This window comes from Oceanobacillus neutriphilus (assembly GCF_014645515.1).
GTDB classification, from domain to species: domain Bacteria; phylum Bacillota; class Bacilli; order Bacillales; family Amphibacillaceae; genus Oceanobacillus; species Oceanobacillus neutriphilus.
This window is the reverse complement of the sequence record NZ_BMLW01000004.1, coordinates 322,395-347,672: the sequence shown is the minus strand read 5'-3', so window position 1 is coordinate 347,672 and position 25,278 is coordinate 322,395. Positions and strand designations below refer to the sequence as shown.

Annotated in this window: 21 protein-coding genes; 12 read left to right on the top strand and 9 right to left on the bottom strand. The window is 38.5% G+C overall.

The features are described 5' to 3' along the window. Positions 1-8: 8 nt before the first annotated feature. The 8 genes from IEX29_RS08900 to IEX29_RS08865 form a co-directional block, all read right to left on the bottom strand. Positions 9-1,103, bottom strand: a complete 1,095-nt coding sequence (locus tag IEX29_RS08900; RefSeq protein WP_188734107.1) for a M42 family metallopeptidase — start codon at positions 1,101-1,103, stop codon at positions 9-11. After that, positions 1,100-1,783, bottom strand: coding sequence for a ribulose-phosphate 3-epimerase (gene rpe / locus IEX29_RS08895; protein WP_188734106.1), 684 nt, complete (start codon positions 1,781-1,783; stop codon positions 1,100-1,102). The genes IEX29_RS08900 and rpe overlap by 4 nt, the downstream gene beginning before the upstream one ends. Positions 1,784-1,807: 24 nt before the next feature. After that, a complete protein-coding gene (locus tag IEX29_RS08890; protein WP_188734105.1) occupies positions 1,808-2,296 on the bottom strand; it encodes a PTS sugar transporter subunit IIA in 489 nt (162 codons plus the stop codon). Positions 2,297-2,331: 35 nt separating this feature from the next. Next, positions 2,332-3,675, bottom strand: a complete 1,344-nt coding sequence (locus IEX29_RS08885; RefSeq protein WP_188734104.1) for a PTS galactitol transporter subunit IIC — start codon at positions 3,673-3,675, stop codon at positions 2,332-2,334. A 20-nt stretch (positions 3,676-3,695) separates the two neighbouring features. Then, positions 3,696-3,974 (bottom strand): PTS sugar transporter subunit IIB, encoded by a 279-nt coding sequence (locus tag IEX29_RS08880; protein WP_188734103.1) that lies wholly within the window; start codon positions 3,972-3,974, stop codon positions 3,696-3,698. Positions 3,975-4,020: 46 nt separating this feature from the next. Further along, a complete protein-coding gene (locus IEX29_RS08875) occupies positions 4,021-4,842 on the bottom strand; it encodes a BtpA/SgcQ family protein (RefSeq protein WP_188734102.1) in 822 nt (273 codons plus the stop codon). Positions 4,843-4,860: 18 nt separating this feature from the next. After that, complete coding sequence (locus IEX29_RS08870) at positions 4,861-5,652, bottom strand: DeoR/GlpR family DNA-binding transcription regulator (RefSeq protein ID WP_188734101.1); 792 nt, start codon at positions 5,650-5,652, stop codon at positions 4,861-4,863. A gap of 257 nt (positions 5,653-5,909) precedes the next feature. After that, positions 5,910-7,619 carry an ABC transporter ATP-binding protein gene (locus tag IEX29_RS08865; RefSeq protein WP_188734100.1) on the bottom strand — a complete coding sequence of 570 codons (1,710 nt, stop codon included), beginning with the start codon at positions 7,617-7,619 and terminating at the stop codon, positions 5,910-5,912. A gap of 378 nt (positions 7,620-7,997) precedes the next feature. On the opposite strand from IEX29_RS08865, the gene IEX29_RS08860 reads away from it, so the two are divergent. From IEX29_RS08860 to IEX29_RS08850, 3 genes are read left to right on the top strand one after another with little or no spacing between them, the layout of a single operon-like run. Next, positions 7,998-9,410: an ABC transporter permease gene (locus tag IEX29_RS08860; RefSeq protein WP_229720146.1), complete on the top strand. Its 1,413-nt coding sequence runs from the start codon at positions 7,998-8,000 to the stop codon at positions 9,408-9,410. Between the two features lie 17 nt (positions 9,411-9,427). Beyond that, a complete protein-coding gene (locus IEX29_RS08855) occupies positions 9,428-10,921 on the top strand; it encodes an ABC transporter permease (protein ID WP_188734099.1) in 1,494 nt (497 codons plus the stop codon). Between the two features lie 27 nt (positions 10,922-10,948). Beyond that, positions 10,949-12,751: an ABC transporter substrate-binding protein gene (locus IEX29_RS08850; protein WP_188734098.1), complete on the top strand. Its 1,803-nt coding sequence runs from the start codon at positions 10,949-10,951 to the stop codon at positions 12,749-12,751. Between the two features lie 177 nt (positions 12,752-12,928). Here the strand turns inward: IEX29_RS08850 and IEX29_RS08845 are convergent, their stop codons facing one another. Then, the gene (locus IEX29_RS08845; RefSeq protein ID WP_188734097.1) at positions 12,929-14,335 is read right to left on the bottom strand and encodes a YfcC family protein; all 1,407 of its coding nucleotides are present in this window, start codon (positions 14,333-14,335) and stop codon (positions 12,929-12,931) included. A 232-nt stretch (positions 14,336-14,567) separates the two neighbouring features. On the opposite strand from IEX29_RS08845, the gene IEX29_RS08840 reads away from it, so the two are divergent. From IEX29_RS08840 to IEX29_RS08800, 9 genes are all read left to right on the top strand, one after another. After that, positions 14,568-15,695, top strand: a complete 1,128-nt coding sequence (locus IEX29_RS08840) for a M20 peptidase aminoacylase family protein (protein WP_188734096.1) — start codon at positions 14,568-14,570, stop codon at positions 15,693-15,695. Between the two features lie 286 nt (positions 15,696-15,981). Continuing rightward, entirely contained in the window at positions 15,982-17,085 is a 1,104-nt protein-coding gene (locus tag IEX29_RS08835) for an amidohydrolase/deacetylase family metallohydrolase (RefSeq protein ID WP_188734095.1), read from the top strand. Then, on the top strand, positions 17,063-18,169 hold the full coding sequence (locus IEX29_RS08830; protein ID WP_188734094.1) for a DgaE family pyridoxal phosphate-dependent ammonia lyase: 1,107 nt from the start codon (positions 17,063-17,065) through the stop codon (positions 18,167-18,169). Before IEX29_RS08835 ends, IEX29_RS08830 begins: the two co-directional genes overlap by 23 nt. Next, a complete protein-coding gene (gene dagF / locus IEX29_RS08825; RefSeq protein ID WP_373290658.1) occupies positions 18,169-18,921 on the top strand; it encodes a 2-dehydro-3-deoxy-phosphogluconate aldolase in 753 nt (250 codons plus the stop codon). Before IEX29_RS08830 ends, dagF begins: the two co-directional genes overlap by 1 nt. Beyond that, entirely contained in the window at positions 18,914-19,927 is a 1,014-nt protein-coding gene (locus IEX29_RS08820; RefSeq protein ID WP_188734093.1) for a sugar kinase, read from the top strand. Before dagF ends, IEX29_RS08820 begins: the two co-directional genes overlap by 8 nt. Before the next feature lie 335 nt (positions 19,928-20,262). Then, positions 20,263-20,703 (top strand): DinB family protein, encoded by a 441-nt coding sequence (locus IEX29_RS08815; RefSeq protein WP_229720145.1) that lies wholly within the window; start codon positions 20,263-20,265, stop codon positions 20,701-20,703. 432 nt (positions 20,704-21,135) lie between these two features. Continuing rightward, the gene (locus tag IEX29_RS08810) at positions 21,136-22,299 is read left to right on the top strand and encodes an ROK family protein (RefSeq protein ID WP_188734091.1); all 1,164 of its coding nucleotides are present in this window, start codon (positions 21,136-21,138) and stop codon (positions 22,297-22,299) included. A 320-nt stretch (positions 22,300-22,619) separates the two neighbouring features. Beyond that, positions 22,620-24,191 (top strand): ABC transporter substrate-binding protein, encoded by a 1,572-nt coding sequence (locus IEX29_RS08805; protein WP_188734090.1) that lies wholly within the window; start codon positions 22,620-22,622, stop codon positions 24,189-24,191. Positions 24,192-24,300: 109 nt separating this feature from the next. Further along, entirely contained in the window at positions 24,301-25,221 is a 921-nt protein-coding gene (locus IEX29_RS08800) for an ABC transporter permease (protein WP_188734089.1), read from the top strand. Positions 25,222-25,278 lie beyond the last annotated feature (57 nt).

Sequence of the window (25,278 nt, the reverse complement as noted above, 5' to 3'; positions counted from 1 at the left end):
TCTATAACCTACCTTGCTTTTCCAAAAGTGCTTTCTTCTGTTAAGCTTGTCAAAAATTCATATAGTAAGTGAATGGTTTGTTTCACGTCCTGAAGGCTGACTGTTTCTACCGGTGTATGTGTATAGCGTGTCGGGATGGAAACGTTTGCGGTAGCGATGCCGGCTTCTTCGAAAACAATATAAGCATTCTCTGTGATGACCCCTACAGCTACCTCTCTCTGGTAGTTAATTCTATTTACTTGGCAGGTCTTTATCAGAGATTGTATTAAATTTGAATCTGGCAACACGCCGGCAAGTGTTCCTTTTCCATGATAATTAAGAAATGTAAGTGCGGGACCTTTATCTAAGCCAACATCAGAATAATTTGTCAGTTCGGGTGTATCACAAGCTGGTGTTACATCTAAACCGATAGAGACATGCGGTTTTATCTTCCTTACTGCCGGCAGGACACCTCTGATATTAAATTCCTCCTGAACACATGCAACCAGATATATATCCCATTCTAAGGGTGCTGGAGATGAACTTAGTTGTTCTGCTAATTCTAATAAAATAGTGCAGGCAACCCGATTATCCATCGCTTTTCCTGTTATCCATCCATTTTCTCTTTCAAGATAGTTTGCCTGAAAGCAGATTGTGCTTCCAACCTGTACGCCTTTCTGATGTGCCTCTTCTTTAGAGGCAGCGCCAATATCAATATATAGCTGATCTTGTGCAGGAAATCTCCCTTTTTCTTCGGGTTTTAAGAAATGATATGCCTTTGTTCCAATAACTCCGGTGACTGTTCCTTTATCTCCGAGTACCTGAAGCTGATTACCGGGAAGAACATTCACATTAGCGCCGCCGATTCGTTCAAAAAATAAGAAACCATTTTCATCAATATGTCTTACTATAAATCCTACTTCATCCATATGGGCAAAAATCATTATTCTTTTGCTATTTGGATTGTTAGAAGGTAAGAATCCGATCACGTTGCCTATTGTATCCACTTCAACGTACTCCATTTGTTTAGAAAAATAATTATACATATAATCAATGACTGGATCTTCTTGTGAACTGACAGCATTTATCATGGATAATGCCTTCAGATGTTCGTTCATATTCATTTTGAATCACCTGTTTCTAAAGACTTTTTTATATTTTTCATTGCTTGTAATTTTTTTGTTTCGGTTTCTTTATAATAGATATACGATCCGACAACAAAGATATTTGCTCCCCGCTGAGAGCACCATAATGCTTCTTGCGGGGTAATTCCGCCATCGACTTCGATAGCAAAAGAATATTCTCTGCTGGATTTTAAATGGCTCAGCATTGTTAACTTTGATAAAACTTCTTTAATAAAGGGCTGTCCTCCGAAACCGGGATTTACGGTCATTAGGAGTACCATATCAATGTCTGATAAGATAGGTTCTATCAAAGAAATGGGTGTCGCAGGGTTTAAAGCAACGCCTGCTTTTATACCATGCTCTTTTATTAGATTGATTAGCCTGTGCAAATGAATGGCTCCCTCTGCATGAACAGTAATGCTGTCTGCACCGGCACGGACAAAATCAGCTATATATTGGCTTGGATTTTCAATCATTAAATGAACATCCAAAAACAGATTTGTATAGGTTCTTATCGAGTAGATTATATTAGCACCAAATGAAATACTGGGCGCAAATACACCATCAATCACATCCAAATGTAAAAATTCCGCTCCGCCTTTTTCAGCGATATCAATTTCACTGCTTAAATGTAAAAAATCAGCGTTTAAAATGGACGGAGCCAGGATTCGTTTTTTCAACTTTATTCAAAGCCTCCTGCCTGTTTATTCTAATAATTCATTTATATAAGGAAGGATACATTGAAAGACTTCCTCTTTTGTAGCTGCATTTCGAATGCTCGTTAATTTTTCTTTGTCTCTCAATATTTCAGAAAGTGCTTTCAGCATGATTAAATGCTGACCCGAATCAGTAATTCCTAACATAAAAACGATTTCCACGTTTAGAGGTTCACCTGAAGTCATTTCATGAAAGGTAACTGCATCTTTTAAGATTCCTACAGCTAAGCTTTCCTGCTTCACATGGACTGGATCTGCATGTGGAATAGCGACGCCTGCGGAAGTCGTCCTCAGTCCGGTCGGATATTTTTCTTCACGTTTTATGATTGCTTGTTTAAAAGAATCATGCACGTAATCTTTGTCATAGAATAGTTGACTTAATTCCTTCAATAATTCATCCGATGAACTAGCACAGATATTCAGCATAATCATATCTTTATCAAATTTTAATTTGTTTCTGTTTTTATTGTGATTCATTCCAGAACCTCCAGTAGAGCTTTTAGATAACGATTTTAGGATGTCTTTTCAGGCTCTTCTTTTCTATTTATCTTTTTAAATACGAAGTAGTACAATACGATAATAAATAGTGCCAGGATAATAAATCCTAATACTTCCATTCTCATTAAGATGGTAATAATAAAGTTAAACACATTCCCGATATATAATGCAGATACTTCTGTTCCCCCCGCGGATTCGATAAATCCTCCAGCGCTGGCTAAGTCTGTATAATAAGAAGAAAAGAAAGTAGCTATATAAAGCACTAATACCATATTGACTGTAGAGCTGATAAGCGTTCTGATAACATCTCCCTTATGCATGATCGTTGCCATACAGATAAAGAAAGGGGCAAAGGCTAAATCTGCGAGAGGGAGCACTTTATTGCCCGGCAGAATGGCAGCTAAGACGAGCGTAATAGGAATAATTAATATTCCTACTGTAATAGTTGTCGGATGGCCTAGTGTAACTGCTGAGTCTAATCCTATAAAAAATTCTTTGCCTTTAAATTTTGTTTGAAAGAATTTTTTCGCAGCATCTGAAATGGGCATCAGTCCTTCTACAATAATCCGGATAACACGCGGGAAAAGGATCATAATACCCGTGATTACAATGACCAGCTGGCTGCCATCCACAAAGCTTGTGCCTGCTAATATAGCAATGATTACACCCAGGATAACTCCGATAATCACTGGATCACCAAACATACCAAATTTCTTTTGAATAAAGTTTGTATCCATTTTCCTATTATTCAGAGCTGGTATTTTATCGAATATCTTATCCATCAAAGCATAGAAGGGGACAGTGGAAGTAGCAAACCCTTGACTGATGGATATCCCTTCAATGCCAATAACCTTTTGAACTTTTTTGGCTGTTAAATCAGCAACGATAAGTGAGAAGATAGCGTGAGAAATTGCAGCCATAATACCATAAAATAAATTTGAGGTAATAAGGGCAACTACAGATCCCGTCAGTGCATAATGGGAGTAGTTGAAAATATCAATATTCATTGTTTTGGTAAGCTTGCTGATTAATAGAAGAACGTTTAGGCCAAAAATAATCGGGATGATAAGAGCTCCTACAGTAGTTGAAAAAGCAATACCTGCAGAGGTCCCTGATCCTAAATCAATAACAGATAAATTTAAGCCAAACCGCTCAACCATGGTCTGGACAGATGGTGAAAGGTAATCACCTATTAAGCTGACAACTAAGTTAAGACCTAAAAATCCAACACCGACAGTTACAGCAGCTTTAATCGCCCTCAGTATGCTTAAACGGAATGCTAAACCAACTATAAAAAGAACAATAGGGACAAAAATGGTTGCTCCTAACGATAATATATAATCGACAACACTTTGCATGTTAAGCTCTCCTTTATGCTTTAGTCGGATAAAGCGCTTATAATTTGCTCTTTAATAGCCTCCTCGTTAATTCCCGTTAAGAATCCGGCTCCTGAAAGGGCAGGAACTCCGAAGTCAGATTCTACCTTCATGCTTGTCACGATTAAGTCTGCATCACTATTCTCATAAACTAGTTCAGATAAGGTGGTTTGTGTGAGCCGATAGTCGATTCCTGCTTCATCCAGTGTCTGGCGGACTTTATCCGCTATTAATGTTGAAGTTGCAATACCACCGCCACATGCTACGATTACTTTTTTCATATATTGACCTCTCCTTTAATTGAGATTGATTTGTTATTCTCTATTGCTAAGCTTGAATAGCTGTTTCGCGAAAGGCTTTTACTTTATTCATAAATTCTTCTACACGTTTCTGATCAACCCTGTTTTCAAATTTTCCATCATATTTGAATGCTGTTCCAACTACTGCACCATCCGCAATTGCCAGCTGCTGCTCCAAGTTTTCAATACGTACTCCGGTATTTGCCAGTATCACGCAATCAGGCACAGTTTCCTTTACTTTTTTCAAGATTTGAGAATCTGTCTGTTCTCCGGCAGTTAATCCAGAAACACAAAGCGCATCGGGCCGATTATTAAATACAGTAGACTTGGCAATATCTTTGATATCTCTATCAGCCACATATTTTGCTGCTTCAGGCAAGATATTAAACAGAAGCTTCACATCCTGGGCATGCAGATGATACTGGTGTCTGACGGTTTCGCCAACGTTTGTATCCCATAATCCAAAGTCGCTGGCATACACGCCGGTAAATATTTCCCGGACAAATTGAGCCCCGGTGGCAGCAGCTAAATCAAGTGATCGCTTTGCATCCCATAATACGTTAACGCCATAAGGTATTCTTATATCATTCATCAGCTCCCCGATTACTCTGGCCATCGCAGAAACTGTTTCGGTTTTTACTTCTGTTAAATAAGGAAGACTGAATTCATTGGAAAACATAACTGCATCTACACCGCCATCCTGTAATGCCTTTAAATCTTTACGGGCCTCTTCTATGACATAATCCATTCCTTTTTTATAGTCATAGGATGGATCTCCGGGCAAGGGTTGCAGGTGACACATTGCGATAATTGCTTTTTCTGTTCCAATAACTTCTTTTAACCAAGTCATCAATAACTTCCTTTCTTTTCAGTTTTTTACTTTCGGGGTATCTATGGAGATCCCCGCTTTTTTGTAATCTTTCATTTCCGTATCGGATAAGGATTTATTCGTTATAATTCTATCTAGTGTGTCTATCCCGGCGACGGATGAAAATGCTACCTGGTTGAACTTCCTGTCATCCGCCAATAAGATAATTTCATTGGCAATTTCTATCATTGTTTTTTTTATGTTGGTTTCATCAATATTGGAATTGGTTAATCCTTTATCCGCATCAATAGCATCCGTTCCTAAAAATACTTTATCTACATTGAGCTGGCGCAGCATATCTTCTGCAAATGGTCCATTTAAGCTATACACCCCCTTTCTCTTTTGCCCGCCGATAACAACGATGTCTATGAGGTCATTTTCACTGAGTACCATGGCATTTTTAATGTCATTTGTAATGGCTGTTATATTTTCAGTGCATTGTAATGCGAGTTTTTTAGCAAGCAGCAAGGTTGTTGTACCGGAATCCAGAAGAACGGTTTCCCCAGGCTGGATATGTTTGAAAGCCAATTCCGCAATTTCTTCTTTCTCCTGAATGGCTTCCTGTTCTTTGATAACATGGCGGGGTTCAAATCGGGTCCCTTTCAATTTTTTACTTTTAGCTCCTCCATGAACCCGGATAATAAGATTCTGTTTCTCTAACTCTTTTAAATCCCGTAAAATAGTTGGCTTGGAAACATTAAATTGATTTGTTAAATCGATGATGTTTACTGTTCCCTTATCATCTATAAATTCCAGTAATAACTCTAATCTTTCTGCTGGTAAAATCTCCATCCACTCCTTGTATAATGTATGATTTCATTTGATTGTTTATGATTTTATATGGCAGGAACATGAGGTGTTTTGTACCGTGATAGTAATTTTTATTTTTTGTTGATGCTTTTTAGACCTATTTTTCTAAAAAAGTTGAATGATATAAAAAAATACTTCATAAAAAATCATCACTGGCTTTATAAATTCATGAAAACAAAAAAATCTCCAGCTACTCTGAAATGAATAGCTGGAGATTTTCTATTGAGTATTATCTGTGTTTACACAAGCATCCAATGCTCCGGTCTTACTTCCTCTAACCGATTTTTTTCAAAATGATAGGTTTCTGTCTTAATATCATGCTCCCGGATCTTTTTCGCTTCAATCCCCGGATCTGGAATAGGTACAGCATCAAGCAGTGATTTGGTATATGGGTGAAGTGGATTTTCATAGAGCTCTTCACTCTCTGCCACCTCAATAATTTTGCCGGAATACATGACTGCAATCCGGTCACATATATGCTTTACCATTGCCAGGTCATGTGCAATAAATAGATAGGTTAGGCCAAGCTTTTCCTGCAATTCCTCTAATAAATCCACAATCTGTGATTGAATGGAAACGTCCAAAGCGGATAGCGGTTCATCACAAACAATAAATTTCGGTTTTACAGCCAGCGCCCGGGCGATACCAATACGCTGCTGCTGTCCTCCTGAGAATTCATGCGGATACCTGTTGGCGTGTTCCTTTGTCAGGCCTACCAGCTCTAATAATTCCTCGACCCGGGCTCTTCTTTCTGATTTTGTTTTACATAGCTTATGAATGTCCAGCGGCTGACCAATAATATCAAGAATCTTCATTCTCGGGTTTAAAGAGGCCTGCGGATCCTGGAAAATAATTTGAACATCTCTGCGGAGCTTTTTGAGTTCCTTGCGATTAAAATCATGGATTCCCATTCCTCCGAAAAGAATTTCTCCTTCTGTTGCCTGCTGCAGTTGCAGAATAAGGCGTCCGGTCGTCGATTTTCCAGAGCCGGATTCTCCTACTAATCCTAATGTTTCACCAGGTCTGATGTGGAAGTCAATATCATCCACTGCATGCACAAGTCCGCCTAATTTTAATGGGAAAATCTTTTTCAAATCCTTTACGTTAATTAAGGACTCGGTATCTTGAAATGATTTCGTGTATCTGCTCGCCTTTTTTTGATCAATCCGTGGCAGGGCATGAAGCAGCCGTTGTGTATAGGGGTGTTCGGGCTGTGTGAAAATGGATGCTGTGTCGTTTTGTTCAACAATTTTTCCATCTTTCATGACAACAATCCGGTCGCACATACCGGCAACAACCCCAAAATCATGCGTAATCAAGATGATGCTCATATCAAATTTCTCCTGCAGATTTTTCATTAATTGCAGAATTTGTGCCTGAATACGCACATCTAATGCCGTTGTCGGTTCATCAGCAATTAATAGCTTCGGCCGGCAGATTAAGGCCATTGCAATCATGGCACGCTGCAGCATACCACCTGAGAATTCATGTGGATATTGATGATACCGTTCTTCGGGTGAGGTTATTCCGACCAGCTTCAGCATTTCAATCGTTTCTTCTTTTGCTTTATGTGCAGAAAGCTTGCGGTGTTTGCTGACTACTTCATCAATTTGCTTACCGATTTTCATTGTCGGGTTAAAGGAGCTCATTGGATCCTGAAATATCATACTGATTTCCTGACCGCGAATTTTCTGCATAGCATGATCAGAATAATTTGCCAGATTATTTCCTTCATATTCTATTGTATCCGCTTGAAGGTGCGCGGATTGGCCGGGAAGTAATTGCATAATTGCTTTTGCGGTAACGCTTTTTCCGGAGCCGGACTCGCCGACAATACCTAATGTTTCTCCTTTTTTCACGGAGAAAGAAATTTGATTAACGGACTGAACCTTCTGCTCCGTAGTCTGAAAATGAACAGATAAATTTTTAACGCTTAATATGTCTTTCATTATCATATCTCCATTTAATTAAATATTTGATTTATTATATATCCCTGTACACCAGAGCAGCAGAACATTTAGCCTGATAAAAATATAAGAAAAATTGCCATTTCGATAAAATATGTGTGAATAATTTTTTTCAGGGTGAATAAACAAGACTCTGAATATATACATATATATAACAGGAAGTATGTAATGTTATTACAATTAATTTTAAGACTTTAAAATTAGTAAGCTCTTACTCTATGAAATCTGTCCGGAAGAGCACTCAAAGTCAGTAAAATTAATTTGACAATTACATCATTCCTTTCTATAATTCCTATTAAGCATATTCTATACTAAGAAGGTAGGAATTATCAAGATTTAAAGAAGGGAGTAAGAAACCTATTGTCAAATTCAATATCCGAGAATGTGTTATCCCGCGGTTTTTTGATTGTTCATCGTCAGGTCTTTCTGAGATGGATTCAATTTTTAATCGGGTTTCCAATTCATATAATTGCTCTCTGTATCTATTTCAGTAAAAGAAAGTCTAATACATATGATGCTTTGTTTAAGGAAAAAATGCATAATTTTATGAAATCAAAAGCATATGCAGCTTTAAAAAGCGATTATGAAAAACAATATGATAAAAAGCAGGCTTACTTCCGGCGCCCGATAAAAGAGACAGAAAAAGAAAAAATTGTTCAGCGGCAGCTCAGGAAGCGTTCAGAAGCAATGGTGGAAAATGAACTTGGGTCAGAGGCAAGAAAGCCGATGAATTATATGGAATTTTTCCACGGTCTTTTACTGGATAAGCGTTTCCTCATACCTACGTTCATTCCGGGGATTTTAGCTTATAGTATGTACTTTATTTATCAAGGTGCCTTTAGGCGTTTTGTATTTGAACGAGTTGTTATGACGTTCTTTGTAATTATTTCTGTTATCGTGATTGTATTTACCATTCTGTATATTTCGCCATCCGATGCGGCTGCCAATATATTGGGTGAGTCTGCTACACAGGCGCAGCGGGATGCTTTTAATATCCAGTATGGCCTGGATCAGTCTTATTTCGTGCAGTTATGGCATGCTTTAAGCGGTATTCTGACATTTGATTTAGGGCATTCTTATACAGGTAATGAAGTGATTATGAATAGTATTTCAAACCGTTTTCCAGTGACACTTACTTTAGCGATTTCTTCTCTTATTCTGGCAGTTATTATCGCTGTGCCGGTAGGAATGATTTCGGCAGCACGTGTTAATTCATTTTGGGATTATACGTTTATGTTCATTGCTCTGATCGGCTTATCTATCCCGAGCTTTTGGCAAGGTCTTATTTTTATTCTCACCTTTTCGATTCAGGGAGATCTCCTGCCGTCAAGTTATTCACCGGGGAACTTTTTATCGCTGATTATGCCGATTGTTGTATTAGGAACAGGGCTCGCTGCAGCGATAGCCAGAATGACTCGTTCCTCTATGCTGGAGGTCATGAATGAGGATTATATGATTACGGCAAAAGCAAAAGGGTTAACTGGAAGAGAGACATTTATCGGTCATGCGCTGAGAAATGCCTGGATTCCTATTTTGACAGTTATTGGGCTGCAGTTTGGCGGGATGCTCGGCGGAGCAGCCGTAACGGAAAAAGTTTTTAATATCAGCGGTTTAGGAAGCTATATTGTAGATAAACAATTTATTCCTGACACACCGGCAATTCTTGCGGGAGTCGTTTATATCGCTATTACCATTTCGATTGTTAATTTAATTGTAGATCTTGTTTATGCGATGCTGAATCCGCGTATCCGTTCGCAAATGAAGAATAGTTAGGAGGGTGAGAGGCTTACATGAATTATGCTAATCTACAGTCTTTAAAGCGATCCGACCTGTATAAACACGGTCACTTTGCATTTGTTATATCGATCGTATTAACGTTGATTTTTCTGTTCAACAGCTATGATTTTAGCACGAATACATTTCACTCTGTTTTTAGCATTTTTACCGTTATCTTTTTGATAAACAGCTTATATCAGCTTTTCATCGTGCTTTTATTACGTAAAGATTTATTGAAAACAGGAGAAATCAGGAATCGTACACGTATGCTGGCTGCAGTACAGGTTCTGTCGTTAGTCTGCGGAAATGTTTTTACAGCAACATTTGCTTTTCGGCTTTTAAAGAAGAACACATCTATTGAATATACATTTGCATATTATATGCTCATTACAGATTTTCTTATTATTGCGGTTACATCGTTGAATTTATTTAAAGCCTATGTATCTAATCATTTTATGTTATCTATGGGTATTTTACTGGCATTATTAATTATTGATATTGCCTTGGTAATTTTCTTTTATCGGCAGGATGATGCTTCATTAGAAGAGAAAAAATCATTGCGTCTGCTAGCTGTATTTTTATTTATTGCCACGTTAACAGGAAATATATTCCGTTTAATTCTTGCTTACAGTATCCTGTTAAAAATATCTAAGAAAGACCAGTCAGTTATTGATAAATGGCGATTTTTCTGGATAAAACTGGGTAAAAGCTTTACAGCAATGATTGGTTTATTATTTGTTATCTTTACCTTTTCAATATCCATTACCAGCTTTGGTACGTTTGTAACAAGCTTTGCAACAGCAAATGATTATAGCTCTCTGCTGCAGGGGCCAAGCTTTGTGCATCCATTTGGAACGGATAATTTCGGCCGTGATGTATTTTCCAGAATTATTTTCGGAGCAAGGATTTCCTTAGTCATTGGTTTATTGACAACGATTATTCCAATGATTATTGGCGGATTGCTAGGGGCACTGGCAGGCTATTATTATAAAGCTACCGATCAGGTCATTATGCGTGTGATGGATGCTTTGTATGCCATTCCCGGGATTTTATTAGCAATTGCCATTATCGCAGCATTTGGTTCCAGTACGATCAATTTAATCATTGCTCTAAGCATTGGATCGATTCCGATTTATGCAAGAACGATGCGGGCCAATATTTTAATGGTATCGAATTTAGAATATATTGAAGCAGCCAAAGCATTGGGAGAATCGGATTGGAAGATTCTGACGAAGCATGCTATTCCAAATGCTTTTGCTCCGATGATTGTCAAAGCTACCTTAACAATCGGCGGGGCGGTTATTGCAACAAGCAGTTTAAGCTTTTTGGGACTTGGCGTAGAGCCTCATGTTCCAGAGTGGGGGAATGTCCTCCGTATCGGGAGTGCTTATTTAGAAACCGAACCATATTTAGCAATTTTTCCGGGGATAGCGATTATTTTGCTGGTTTTAGCCTTTAACTTTTTAGGCGACGGCCTGCGGGATGCGTTAGATCCAAAAATAAATTAATTTTACAAATAGGGGGAAATACACAAAATGAAGAAATGGAGTTTTTCTTTTCTGCTTGTACTTGCTTTACTGTTAGCAGGGTGTGTAAGTACAGAATCTGATGTTCAGGAAGAAGGTTCAGGCGGCGGTGGTGGAGGTACAGACCAGCCGACCATCGAAATATTAGCAACAAGTACACAGGAAAATGACGTAAATATTCTACGTGATCAATTAACAAACACAGGCTTTAACGTAGAATTAAACATCCAGCCGGATTACGGCAGTTTTACAACACAGCGCGATGCTGGAAATTATGATATCGCCCTTAACAGCTGGACAACGGTTACCGGAAACCCGGATTATGCTGTCCGTTCTCTGTTCACCTCAGACGGTGATAATTCGTTATTTGCAGATGAAAAAGCAGATGAACTTGTAGATAAAGCAAGTACCGAATTGCCGGGCGAATATGAAGAAACCTATAAAGAATTAGAGGAACAAATTGTTTTTGATCAGGCGTATATTGCACCGCTTTATATTTCATTAAAAGCACAGGGTGTGAATCACGATATCATTAATGAAGAAACAGTCCGCCTGCCAAAATCACGTGCGGCAGTATGGGAGAATGTAGATTATAATGATACATCCTTACGTGATAGTGAGCCTTTACTTGTTCACCAGGCAATCAGTGATTTAACATCATTAGACCCAATTAAAGGAAATGATGGTTCTATTAACACGTTAAATACAAACATGTATGTCCGGTTAGTCAATTTAACGGATGATGATGAGGTCGTTTCTGATGGTTCGCTTTCTTTAAATCATGTGATTGCGGATGGCAGCCAGGATTTTTATTTCTTACTCCGTGACGATATTAATTTTGCAGAGGTAGATGGTGATACAGCAGCTGATACAGGTGAACGTGTAGGTGCAGAGGATGTCCAATTCAGTTTAGAACGGGCAAAGGATCCAAATTCTGTTCCGGATCATCGTACTTACAGTCTGCATGAAAGTATGGAAACAATTGAAATTGTAGATGATCTTTCCGAATTAGAAGACACCTCTTCTGTAGATGGAAATACAATTAAACAAGCGTTAGAAGAAGGACTAGATACAGAGATTGATTCATTAACAACAGATAAAACAGAAGCGGATAATGATGCAGGAACCTATCAGGTTGTAAAAATTACAACAGCAAATCCGTTCCCGCAGGTACTAAACTATCTTGCGCATCAGTCAGCTGGTATTGTATCAAAGGATCAGGTGGAGAGTATCAATACGTTTGATGTAGAAGACTATGATGTTAATGAAGATGTAGCCTACGGTGATCAGCGGACTGTACTGGAAGATAGTAATGAAGAAAACACGCTTTATGCAAGCGGTCCGTACATTATGGTTTCTAAAAATGACTATGAAGCGGATTTTGTGAAGAATCCCGGGTATATGCCTGGATCTGAATATGAGCCTAAAATAAGTGAAGTAGTCGTGAAATTTATTCAGGATCCGGAGAGTGCATTATCTGCACTGCGTAATAATGAGATTCACATTCTGAATGGTGTGGCTGAGAATCGTTATGACACAGTGGAAGAGGATGATAGTTTAACCTTACAGCAAAACGAGAGTAACGGTGTTTCCTATCTGAGCTTTAATTTGGAAGATAGCGAGCTTGCTGATAATGTAGCATTGCGCCAAGCAGTACTATATTCTATTAATCAGGAAGAATTTATCTCCTTCTATGAAGGTAATAAATTACCGGCTGTTTCTACCCTTAGTTCATTGGTGGATACCGGATTGGAGCTGAAAGCAGATCCGGAGCAGGCAAAGAGCTTGCTGGAAGAAGGGGCAGCAGAATAATTTAATAGAGGATGATTAGCAAAATATGATCGTTCACTCTGCTTCACTTTTGATAAAAAAGCTATATGAAATAAAGGTAAGCTTATATTAAAAAAATAAAAGCGAGGAGAGCTGCATTTTGGAAGCTGCTCTTCTCGCTTTTTGTGTGCTATTTTTTATAAAATATCTGTCAGATTATTATACCGGTCCCCAGTTAATCAGAACGGTAATCACGATAAAAATAATACCAATAATATACCAGATTCCCACAAGCGGCAGTGCAAATTTCAGCCACTTTGTCCACGGGATACCGGCAATTGCGAGATTGGCCATCAATACACCGGATAGAGGCGTAATAATATTAGTGAAGCCATCTCCAAGTGTATAAGCCTGTACGGCAACCTGCCTCGGAATATCCATTAAATCAGCAAGTGGTGTCATAATCGGCATAACAATGGCTGCCTGGCCGCTTCCGGAAGTAACGACGAGATTAAACAGACCATTTCCGATAAACATTGCTATTGCTCCCATGACACTGGAAAAAGGCTCTAAAGCAATTGCCATTCCATGTACAACAGTATCCAGCACCTGTCCATTTTCCAGTATGACAACAATAGATCGGGCCATGCCAATAATTAAAGCGCCATACAGTACTCTTTTTGCACCAGTCATAAACTCTTCTACCATCTGGTTGGCACCTATTTTTGCAATAAGAGAGGTAACAACGGCCAAGGCTACAAAAATTCCAGCCATCTGGTTGATATCCCAACTCCATTGGAAAACACCATAAACATAGACCACAATAGCAGCTGTAAGCACGAGTAATACAGTAAGATGTGTCGGTGTCAGCTTTCCATCCACGTCATCCATAGATTTTTCCTCTGAACGCGGAAAAGGATTATCGCTCAGGATACTTTTTTGCGGATCATTTTTAACACGATTGGCATACCAAATTATGTAGGCGATGGTTGCACCGACAACGATAACATAGAGGACTATTCTTAGAGCAAGCCCTGAGAATAATGGGAGCTGCGCAATTTGCTGTGCAAACCCCGTTGTTTGCGGGTCTAAGAATCCGATTGCAAACCCGGAATATGCACCTAAATAAATAATGGAGACACCGACAATAGCATCCATCTTCATTGCTCTTGCCAGGATAATTCCAATTGGAATAAAAGCAATAGAGGAGTTGGCGATAATTCCCAGTCCGCCAAAAACAGAAAAGAGACCGGCGACCATTAAAATTAAGAGCCATTCCCGATTTTGTGTGCGTTTAATTGTGTTGAGAATCAGATTGTCAATTGCCCCTGTTTTTTCTATAACAGCAAAAGTTCCTCCAATAGTCAATACAAGGAAAATTAGGCCGGCCCCGCCGATTAATCCTTCTTGAATCGAGCTGAATAAACCAATAAAGTTAACCGGCTGCTGTTCTATTTGGCTGTAGCTGTCAGGAACAATGACATCAATTCCTTCTTCCGTTGCTTCTCTTTCATAACTGCCTGCCGGGATAATATATGTAAGAATGGCAGCAAGCAATAATATAATAAATAAGATAACGTATGCATCCGGAAGCTGAAACTTCTTTGTTTTTTCTTTCTGTGACATAAAACCCTTCTCTCTCTTTGGAAATTTTAAACTTGAAATTGATTATATAAGAGTTTATACTTCAAGGCAATATTAAATAATGAGAATACTTTAAATAATGCAGGCTATTTGTTTTGTTTGAAAATACGATTCTATGAAAACAAAACTGGAAGGAGTTAAGCGGATAAGTCATTAGACTGTTTAAAATCTGTCTGCGTAAAAATAGAATTTATTCGATGAAGGATGGAGAAGAATGAGGGAAAATATAGAAAAAAGTGTTTTAGAAACCTTTCAGCATTTACATACACATGCTGAAATCAGCTGGGAAGAAGTAGAAACTACCAAATATATAAAAGAAAAGTTAGAAGAGGCAGGCTGTGAAACAATTACATTTCCAGACCACACAGGCGTCATTGGGAAATTCGGAAACTTTCATAAAGGTTTGCCGATAATTGGTGTGCGTGCAGATATGGATGCGTTATGGCAGGAAGTGAACGGGAAATTCCTGCCCAATCATTCCTGTGGGCACGATGCGCATATGTCGATCGTATTGGGTGTATTATGGACATTACAGCAAATACCCGATATCCAGGATAAAGTAGCCATCAAATTTATTTATCAGCCTGCTGAGGAAGAAGGCGGCGGTGCGTTGAAAATGGTAGAGGAAAAGGCTGTAGAAGACGTGGATTACCTGTTTGGCGTTCATCTCAGACCTAAACAGGAGGCCGCTGCAGGGCAGGCAGCTCCTGTTATTGTCCACGGTGCAACGAAAACATACGAAGCGGTCATTAAGGGAGAAGATGCCCATGGCGCCCGCCCGCATTTGAATGATAATGCGATTGAAGTCGGTATGCAGATTGTCAATATGCTGGGTCAAATTCATATGGACCCAAGAGTCCCGCATTCTGCGAAAATGACGAAATTCCAGGCAGGGGCAAAAAGCTCGAATATTATCCCGGGAAACGCATCATTCAGCTTAGACTTACGTGCGCAGACGAATGAAGTTATGGATCTGCTGGTGAAGAAAGTAGACGGTATTTTAGATTCTGTCCGAAATCTCTATGATGCTGATATTGATATCTCTGATTTTCATGGGGTGCCGGCAGCTGAAACAAATGAGGAAGCAACAAGCTTTATGCGTGCAGCAGTGGCGGATGTATTGGGTGAGGAAAATATTGTAGAACCGCTTCTTACACCAGGAGGAGATGACTTTCATTTCTATACTGTGAAAAAACCGGAATTAAAAGCTACGATGCTGGGTTTAGGATGCGACTTAGGGCCAGGATTACACCACCCGGATATGACCTTTGATAAAGATGCGCTTCAAACGGGAGTAGATATTCTGACAAAAGCTATTTTGAAGGTTTATCAAGAGGATTGATAGGTAATTAGATTATAGATATATAGATAAGCCAGTTCTTGCTGTTTTTATGGCAGGGGCTGAGCTTTTTCGGTTATTTTATGAAATTATGGAAGGATAACTTGTTGAGAGTACAGCAGCATAGGATAGGTAAAGAACATTTACACTTTTTTCATTTAAACATTATAACCTTATATTTACTAATAAGAATTTTAATGATAATCTATTCCATATAGAGTTAAATAATTAGAAAATGTTATAAGCGGTTTTTTAATATGATGAAAGCCGATCAAAAAGGATGATGGAAATGGCAGACAATGTAGTTTTGCAGAATATAAAAATGCTGGATGGAACTTCTATAGATATTGTTGTGGAAGATAACAGAATTGTAAATATTACCTCACCAGGAACAGCCAATGGTAAGAGAGTAATTGATTATCAAAATAAAGTATACGTTTCCAGCGGTTGGATTGATATGCACGTGCATGCCTTTCCAGAGTTCGATCCATATGGAGATGATATCGATGAGATTGGCTATAAAACAGGAGTAACGACGATTGTTGATGCGGGAAGCACGGGTGCGGACCGGATTCATGATTTGGTTGACAATTCCCGGAAGTCTAAGACAAATGTATTCGCTTTCCTGAATATTTCACGAATCGGTTTAAAGAGAGTGGATGAATTATCGGACTTATCTTTGTTGAATAAAGAGGAATTAAAACGTGCTGTCAAGGAGAATAGAAATTTTGTCGTTGGTTTAAAAGCAAGGATCAGCAATAGTGTGGTAGGAGCGAATGATATAAAGCCTTTAAAAATGGCGCGTGAGTTTTCTAAGGAAACGGGATTACCGTTAATGGTTCATATCGGATCAGGTCCCCCAGATATTAATGATGTATTGGATTTACTGGAGAAAAATGATGTGGTTACACACTTCTTGAACGGAAAGGCAAATAATTTATTTGATAATCATGGAAAACCGCTGCCTAAGTTTTTAAAAGCAATGGAACGCGGTGTACATTTAGATGTTGGTCATGGTAATGCAAGTTTTTCTTTTAAAACAGCTGAGCAGGCCAAGAAATACGGCATCCATTTTAATACCATCAGCACAGATATTTACCGGAAAACCCGGCTGTATGGACCGGTGTATAATATGGCAAGTGTTTTAAATAAATTTTTATGTTTAGGCTATTCACTGAAGGAAGTCATTGCTGCTGTAACGGCTGATGCTGCTGCATGGTTAAATAAACCGGAGCTTGGCCGTATTGCAAAAGGAGATATTGCAAATCTTACCCTATTTTCTGTAGAAGATGAGACAATAGAGTTAATTGACTCAGACGGCGAGAAGCGGAAATCTGACCAGAGAATTGAAGTCAAAGGAGTGGTTGTTAATGGCGAATACAATGAATGCTAAGTATGGATTGAAGCGGGTTATTAATGCAAGTGGAAGAATGAGTATTTTAGGGGTTTCTGCTCCAACAGATACCGTTATGGAAGCTATGAAATCCGGCGGACAGAATTATGTGGAAATCTCAGATTTGGTAGATAAAGCAGGAGGGCATATTGCCGGACTGCTTCAATCAGAAGCTGCTGTAGTCGTTAATTCTGCTTCGAGCGGTATCGCGCTTTCTGTTGCAGCGGTTGTAACAGAAGGAAACCGGAGAAAAAGTGAAAAGCTGCATCAGGAAGTAATCTCCAAAAATGAGGTTGTTATGCTGAAGGGGCATAATGTGCAGTATGGCGCTCCGATAGAAACAATGGTTGCACTTGGTGGAGGAAAGCTTGTGGAAACAGGCTATGCCAATGAAGGAAGAAAAGAGCATATTGCGGATGCTATCAACGAAAATACGGCAGCAATTTTATTTGTAAAATCACATCATGCTGTCCAAAAAAATATGATTTCTGTGGAAGAGGCATGGGAAGTAGCACAGGAAAACAATGTTCCGTTAATCGTGGATGCAGCGGCGGAAGAGGATTTGAAAAAATATGTAAGGGTTTCCGATTTAGCCATCTATAGTGGATCAAAGGCTATTGAAGGGCCAACGTCTGGAATTGTAGCTGGAAAGAAAGATTATGTGGAGTGGGTAAAAACACAGCTGTACTATATTGGAAGAAGCATGAAGGTAGGGAAGGAAACGACATTTGGCCTGCTGCAGGCATTGGATGAGTATTTTGTGAAAACAGATCATAGTGAAGCTGAAAAGAGAAGCTTAGAAGTATTGGAGTCACTAAATACATTCGAAGGGGTGAATGTAATCGTCGTACAGGATGAAGCCGGTCGCGCTATTTTCAGAGCCAGAATTCAGATTGATGCAGCAACATCCGGGATAACTGCCAAAGAGGTAAATGACAAGCTTCGTAATGGTGAAATAGCAATTTACACACGTGATTACGGAATCCGCCAGGGCTACTTTGATATTGATCCCCGTCCATTACAGGGTGATGATATTCATATTATTGAAGCGGAATTAAAGTCCATTTTGGGAGGAAATAGATAATGAATATGGATCAGCGTTTTTATAAAAATAGAGTAGCGCTAAATGTGTTAGCCAATAGTATTGAAAATGCAAAGGAAGTATTTGATGCAGCGGAGGGTCATATGCTGGTTGGAGTACTTTCCAAGGATTATCCGACAGTGGATACAGCCGTTACAGCAATGAAAGAATACGGAGAGGCAATTTCGGACGCTGTTTCCATCGGATTAGGCGCGGGTGACAATAGACAGGCTGCAGTTGTTGCAGAAATTGCGAAGTATTATCCGGGATCCCATATTAATCAGGTTTTTCCTGCTGTAGGGGCAACACGGGCTAACCTGGGAGAAAAAGATAGCTGGATTAACGCACTTGTATCGCCTGCCGGTAAAGTGGGCTACGTGAATATTTCTACTGGTCCAATCAGCGCAGGAGCCGGTGAAACGGCTATTGTTCCAGTTAAAGCTGCCATTGCACTCGTTCATGATATGGGTGGAAACGCATTAAAATACTTCCCGATGAAAGGGTTACAATCAGAAAAAGAATTCCGTGCAGTTGCCAAGGCCTGCGGGGAAGAAAACTTTGCATTAGAGCCGACAGGCGGCATTGATTTGGATAATTTCGCACCAATTTTAGAAATAGCATTAGAAGCAAAAGTGCCGAAAGTAATTCCTCATGTGTATTCTTCAATTATTAATAAGCAGACTGGAAAAACCAACGCGGAAGACGTTAAAAAGCTTCTCACTATTAGTAAAGAGCTGGTTGATAAATATGTCTAAGAATATTGTTGCATTTGGAGAAGTAATGATGCGATTGCAGGCACCTGGTTATGAATTACTCACGCAGGCAAGCAATTTACAGTATTCCTTTTCAGGCACGGGGGTAAATGTTGCTTCTGCTATGACAAAGCTTGGGCACAATGGTTATCTGATTACAAAATTACCGGACAATCCTTTGGGAGATGCGGCAATCTCCTTCTTGCAGCGCTTGGGAATAGAACGTGATTTTATTGCAAGAAGCGGGAAATATATCGGGATGTATTTTTTAGAAAATGGCTTTGGGCAGCGAGCGAGCAGGGTTACATATACCAATCGTTTAGAAAGTACGTTTAATACGGCAGATATTTCCGATTATGATCTGGAGTCAATTGTGGAAGCTACGGATGTTATTCATTTTTGCGGAATCAGTCTGGCGATGACAGATGACGTGCGTGCAAATATGAAAGCTCTTGCTGAAAAGGTAAAAGAAAGCGGCGGAATAGTCTGCTTTGATTGTAATTACCGTCCTTCATTATGGGATGGGGGCTACGAGCAAGCAAAGCCGCATTATGAGGACATGCTTTCATTGGCGGATATCGTCATGATGAATGAAAAAGATGCAATGTATATATTGGGGATGAAAACAGAAAAGCAGGAAAGAAAAGAACAGCTTCAGGAGTTAATCCCTACAGTCGCTAAGAAGTATAACATTCAAACGATTGCGGGAACACACCGCAATATCAATGAGGATAATACGCATGCTTTAGAAGGCTATATATATAAAGAAGATAAATTTGTATTTTCCAAAAAAATTACTTTTTCTGTATATGACCGTATTGGGGCCGGTGATGCGTATACAAGCGGAATTCTGCATGGTGAATTATCCGGTTATGAACCTGATAAAACTGTCGAATTTGCAGCTGCAGCAGGTATGATGGCATGTACGATTTCCGGGGATACACCGATGTCAACGGAGGCGGAGATTTTAGCTGCTGTTTCGGGAGCCAAAGAGGATGTAAAGCGTTAATTGCAGAAAGGCAGGTGTTAAGAAATAACCTGTTATACTTCCGAATTAAAGAAATATTAAATAGTCTTATATTATACAATAAAAAAGAAGGTTTCCTGTATCAAGGTAGTCATGATGCAGGAAACCTTCTTTTTTAATAGATTGCTTAACAGAAAATGAAGCTCTCCACTCCGTCTTTGTGATAGAGTAAAAAAATAGATTTCTGAATAAAAATAATTCCGGCCAGGTGATCATAATGTACAAAGGTCTTTTCCCTCTTTTTGAAGAAATCCAGACTAATGCGAGATAAATATTTCAATACGGATATTTTCAAATCATCCATTCATACGAGGGCAGTGCCTGATAAATGGAGTGTCGCAGAATCCATCTACCACTGCTATTTACTACTGAAGCTTACAAGGATTACATCAGCCTGTTATTTGCCGATAGCCCGTTCTTATATGAAGCTCCGCCACCCAAAAATAAAACGGCATATAGATGATATGGAGAATATATATCGTGAAAAAACAATGAAAGCCCCCTTTATTTTAAAACCGAAAATGAAGCGGGAATATGCGCTTGAGGAGCTAAGAAATTTACTGGAGGAAGAGACAGAAAAGCTGAAATCCTGTGTAGAGTCTCTTACCAAAGAACAATGCTACTGGATCAGGTATCCGGATCCTGTGCCTGAATATCCGAATGTTGTACAGGTGGTGAAGCCTTTAAGGATTCATGAGGAGCATCATTATATGGTGGTGATGGAAAGGGAGTCTAAAAATAAAGAGAAATCTTTTTAAAATGTGTTTCGGAACTTTATATATTTATTTACGATTATTGAATATAAGACTAGTTTTATAGACTCTTATATTTTACTTATATTAGTGAATATTCTAAACCTAATTGCAGATGATAAGTTTAGTTAAATGATTGGGTAAATTCTTACTGTATATCGTTTAATATTATAAAGAAGGGATTACAGTGTTATGAATAATATAAAATTATTAATATCATGTTAATAATCCGACAATAATATATTGAATATTAAAAAATATAAAGTAAATTAAATGGATAAAGAAGGAAAAAATCACTAAAAATAGATAAGTATTAAGGGATTTTCGTGTGAAAAGATAAAAAAAGAAAAAATAAACTTTTCTAAAAATTATATTGACGTAGAAGACTCGCTAATCTATAATCATTATTAACATGATGTTAATAATGATGGTGATGGGATGAAAATAAAGGATCAGGAATTTATAAAAAAAGAGAATATTGGAACGGTATTAAATTTAATTCTTAAGGAGGGGCCGATTTCACGAGCGAGGATTGCTGAAAAAGTGACAATGAGTTTTACTTCAGCATCAAGGATAGTAGCTTCTTTGCTGGAATCAAATTTAATAGAAAAAGTTGGCTATACAAACGAAGGAAGTGGAAGAAAAGCTTCTTTGTTAAGACCAAAAAGAAATGCAGTTATATCTATAGGAGTGGAGATAGACAAAGATAAAATCAGAATTGCATTTATGGATTTCGTTGGTGGTTTAATAGCGATGGAAGAATTCAATTTTATAGTGACTACTCCAGAGGAAGCAGCTAAATTTATAGGTAATTGTATTTATTTCATGATGGAAGAAAATTTAATTCCGTCACAACAAATTGTTGGGGTAGGAGTAGGATTGCCGGGATTGATAAATCCTGAGAAAGGTGAAGTGTTGTTATCAGCACAATTTGGATGGGAGGAAATCCCTTTCAGAAAAATATTGGAGCAGGAAATGAAAATATCAGCACCAGTTCATATTGATAATGAGTTAAAAATGAAAGCGATCGCAGAAAATGAGCTAATCTTAGATAGGAAAGAAAAGAGTATGGTTTTAGCCGGGTTTGGTTCAGGTGTAGGTTCTGTATTGGTTTCAAATGGTGAAATCTATCGGGGGAAGGATAATTTTTCAGGAGAGATCGGCCATACAATTGTCGACCCGAATGGTGTTTATTGCACATGTGGAAATTTTGGATGTTTGCAAACGTATATTGCAGAGCAATTTTTGGTAGTGGAAGCTTCTAAGGTTAAACCAATAAAATCATTGAACGAAATAATAAAGGAAATGGAAAAAGGTGAACGATGGGCGATTCGTATAATCGACAGAGCAATACTTTATACGGTGATTACAATTAACAACCTGGTTAACATACATAACCCTGATATTGTTGTAATTTCAGGGAAGTTTGTGGAATCGAATCACCAAATAAGAAATCGTATTATAGAAAGATGCAAAGAAGAAATGACTAATTATAACAGACAATATCATTTATATACGACGGAGACAGGGTCAAAGGGAGTTGTCAGTGGAGCTGCATTAAAGGTGAAAAACTACTTTCTTGAAAATAAAGTCTTTAATTAATTTCCTTTATTTTTAAAATTATTCAATAAATAAACTGTTTTAATCAGTTAAAGGATAGAATTTTAAAGACATCAAGAAATAATATTTGATCGCCGCTTAGTAATTCCACAACAATTGAAATATCTGAGCTTGGAAGAAATGATGTCATCATGGGGGCAGGAATGTAATCTCATAGAGGATATTAGTCAACTAAGTTACGAAAAGGAGATGATATGAATGGTATATTTCACATTCTTTCATAAACAATAAAGAAAGCGCTTTAAAATGGGGTGTAAAGGAAAAATAATTATAAAAAAATATGCTACAGGAGAGTGGTTTAGTTGAAAAATTTATTGGCTGGTATTGGTTTATCGATAATCGCTATGTTTGTACTTTCTGCTTGTGCAACGAGCGGATCGTCAGATGAAGGGGATAGTACAGGAGGTGACGGGGCTGCGGATAAGAGTGAGGTGACCATTGCTTTTCAGGAAAATATTCAAACAATGGATCCACATAATGGCAGCGCCGGTATCGATAATAGTGTGCAATATGCAATCTATGAATCTATGTTTACACCTGATGAGGATGGAGAACTTCAGCCATTATTGGCAACAGATTATGAAATTTCAGATGATGGATTAACATATACTTTTAAATTAAGAGATGACGTAACATTTACAGATGGGGCAGAATTCAACGCCGATGCTGTAAAGGCGAACTTGGATCGGATCATTGATTCAGAGGGGTCTTTGAATAATTATAAGAGTTTAAGAGATGTAGAGAAAGTAGAAGTAGCAGATGATTATGAAGTAGAGGTTACTTTAAATAATATTAACAGTCAGTTTATTAATAAAATTGGTATGCTTCGCATGGCAAGTCCTGATGCCTTAGAAAATGATATTGATTTCGGGGAGGAATCTGCGGGTACTGGCCCATTTGTACTGGAAAAATGGAATCATGGTGATTCTCTTGTAGCAACAAAAAATGAAGACTATTGGGAAGAGGATCTACCTAAGGTGGATAAGGTGACATTTAAACCAATTCCGGAAGATGGTTCGCGCATTGCGATGTTGAAAACTGGTGAGGCAGATTATATTTTCCCTGTTCCTGTTAACGATGTAGAATCTCTTGAAGCGGAAGATAATATTGAAGTATCTGTCGTAGAATCGACTTACGTAAACTATGCAACGATTAATACAAGTAAAGAACCATTTAATAAAAAAGAAGTCAGACAAGCAATGAACTATGCGCTTAATCAAGAGGATTTTGTCAAAGTAGTTAAAAATGGTTATGGAATTGTCTCCGATTCCGCCCTTCCAGCTACGAACAATTATTATGCGGCTCAGGAACCTTATGATTATGATCTTGAGAAAGCAAAAGAATTACTGGCTGATGCGGGCTATGAAGATGGATTCTCTACAGAAATCTGGGGAAGTGATTCAAGTAAGGATAAGCGAGGAATGCAATTTATTCAACAACAGTTGGGGGAAATTGGTATAGATGTTGAGATTAAACAGATGGAACGTGGGACACTGTCCGATGAAATCAATAAACCGGAATCTGCAGAGGATTCTGAGGTAGAGATGTGGTATGTTGGCTGGTCATCTCAGGTTGGTGATGCTGACAATGCAACGAACCCATTGTTCAGCAGTTCTTCTTTTCCTCCAAACGGTTCCAACACGGCCTATTACGATAATGAAAAGGCAGATAAGCTGATTGAAGAAGGGCTCCATGCGAAAAGTGAAGAGGAAGCTGCTGAAAAATACGCAGAATTACAAGAAATCCTTTGGGATGATGCGCCATGGCTGTTTACGGCAGTTGACGAAGAGCCTACAGCTATGAGAAAAGGACTGAAAGGAATTTGGAGATCTGCTGATGGTAACTTTTATTTAAGAGAAGTTGAATGGGAGTAATGAGTTAAAAATAGTAGAGATGCACCAGCTTCATTTTTGGTGCATCTTGCGTATTTAATAAAATATATCAGAAATCTGAAAACGTTACATTATTCAAGGAGGTGTCAATATGGGCAGATACATCATAAAAAGAATAATTGGGTTAATACCACTTCTCCTTGCTGTGTCCTTTTTAATATTTATTTTTATTCACCTTATACCGGGTGATCCGGCACGGTTAATGGCTGGAAAAGATGCAACCAATGATGAAGTAGAAGCGCTCCGTACATACCTTGGTCTGGATAAACCTATATTAGAACAGTATTTCATTTATATGAAGGAATTGTTTCAAGGAGATTTGGGGCACTCATTACGCTCCAATGCACCAGTAACCCAATTATTTGGAGAACGGTTCTTGCCTTCACTACAACTATCCATATTAAGCATCGGCTGGGCAATGTTGATTGGTATTTTGCTTGGAGTTATCTCTGCAGTGTTTAGAGGGCGCTGGCCGGATTATTTTGGAACCATTACCGCTATATCAGGTATTTCGGTACCTAACTTCTGGTTAGGTCTGGTGATGATTCAATTATTTGCCGTGCAATTTAATATTTTCCCTGCCGGCGGTATCGAGACCTGGAAGGGATATGTATTGCCGTCTTTTGCTCTGGGGGCAGGAATTATGGCTATGATTACCAGATTTACAAGATCATCGCTCGTCCAGACGCTCCAAGAAGACTTTATTCGAACAGCGCGGTCACGGGGGCTTGGTGAAAGAGCAATCATTTTTGGTCATGCACTGAAAAAATCAATGATTACTGTGCTTACAATAGCAGGGCTTCAGTTTGGTTTTTTGTTGGGCGGTTCTATTGTAGTAGAAACGGTGTTCTCTTTCCCAGGTATGGGAAGGCTGCTCATTGATTCCATACAATTTAGGGATTATCCGGTTGTACAATCTTTACTGTTGATTTTTTCTTTAGAATTTATACTCGTGAATTTAATTGTAGATATTTTATATGGATTCTTTAATCCAAAGATTAGATATAACTGATAATCAGCTATTTATATTCGGAAAGATGTAAAATAATGGATGTGAAGTAAGAACAAC

Excerpts from the sequence above, each read along its gene's own strand:
- IEX29_RS08885 (WP_188734104.1), bottom strand. The coding sequence starts at position 3,675 with ATGCAAAGTGTTGTCGATTATATATTATCGTTAGGAGCAACCATTTTT.
- IEX29_RS08830 (WP_188734094.1), top strand. The coding sequence starts at position 17,063 with ATGGCGAATACAATGAATGCTAAGTATGGATTGAAGCGGGTTATTAAT.
- IEX29_RS08840 (WP_188734096.1), top strand. The coding sequence starts at position 14,568 with ATGAGGGAAAATATAGAAAAAAGTGTTTTAGAAACCTTTCAGCATTTA.
- IEX29_RS08865 (WP_188734100.1), bottom strand. The coding sequence starts at position 7,619 with ATGAAAGACATATTAAGCGTTAAAAATTTATCTGTTCATTTTCAGACT.
- IEX29_RS08890 (WP_188734105.1), bottom strand. The coding sequence starts at position 2,296 with ATGAATCACAATAAAAACAGAAACAAATTAAAATTTGATAAAGATATG.
- IEX29_RS08855 (WP_188734099.1), top strand. The coding sequence starts at position 9,428 with ATGAATTATGCTAATCTACAGTCTTTAAAGCGATCCGACCTGTATAAA.
- IEX29_RS08845 (WP_188734097.1), bottom strand. The coding sequence starts at position 14,335 with ATGTCACAGAAAGAAAAAACAAAGAAGTTTCAGCTTCCGGATGCATAC.
- IEX29_RS08810 (WP_188734091.1), top strand. The coding sequence starts at position 21,136 with ATGAAAATAAAGGATCAGGAATTTATAAAAAAAGAGAATATTGGAACG.
- IEX29_RS08850 (WP_188734098.1), top strand. The coding sequence starts at position 10,949 with ATGAAGAAATGGAGTTTTTCTTTTCTGCTTGTACTTGCTTTACTGTTA.
- IEX29_RS08800 (WP_188734089.1), top strand. The coding sequence starts at position 24,301 with ATGGGCAGATACATCATAAAAAGAATAATTGGGTTAATACCACTTCTC.
- dagF (WP_373290658.1), top strand. The coding sequence starts at position 18,169 with ATGAATATGGATCAGCGTTTTTATAAAAATAGAGTAGCGCTAAATGTG.
- IEX29_RS08820 (WP_188734093.1), top strand. The coding sequence starts at position 18,914 with ATGTCTAAGAATATTGTTGCATTTGGAGAAGTAATGATGCGATTGCAG.
- IEX29_RS08880 (WP_188734103.1), bottom strand. The coding sequence starts at position 3,974 with ATGAAAAAAGTAATCGTAGCATGTGGCGGTGGTATTGCAACTTCAACA.
- IEX29_RS08875 (WP_188734102.1), bottom strand. The coding sequence starts at position 4,842 with ATGACTTGGTTAAAAGAAGTTATTGGAACAGAAAAAGCAATTATCGCA.
- IEX29_RS08900 (WP_188734107.1), bottom strand. The coding sequence starts at position 1,103 with ATGAATATGAACGAACATCTGAAGGCATTATCCATGATAAATGCTGTC.
- IEX29_RS08870 (WP_188734101.1), bottom strand. The coding sequence starts at position 5,652 with ATGGAGATTTTACCAGCAGAAAGATTAGAGTTATTACTGGAATTTATA.
- IEX29_RS08835 (WP_188734095.1), top strand. The coding sequence starts at position 15,982 with ATGGCAGACAATGTAGTTTTGCAGAATATAAAAATGCTGGATGGAACT.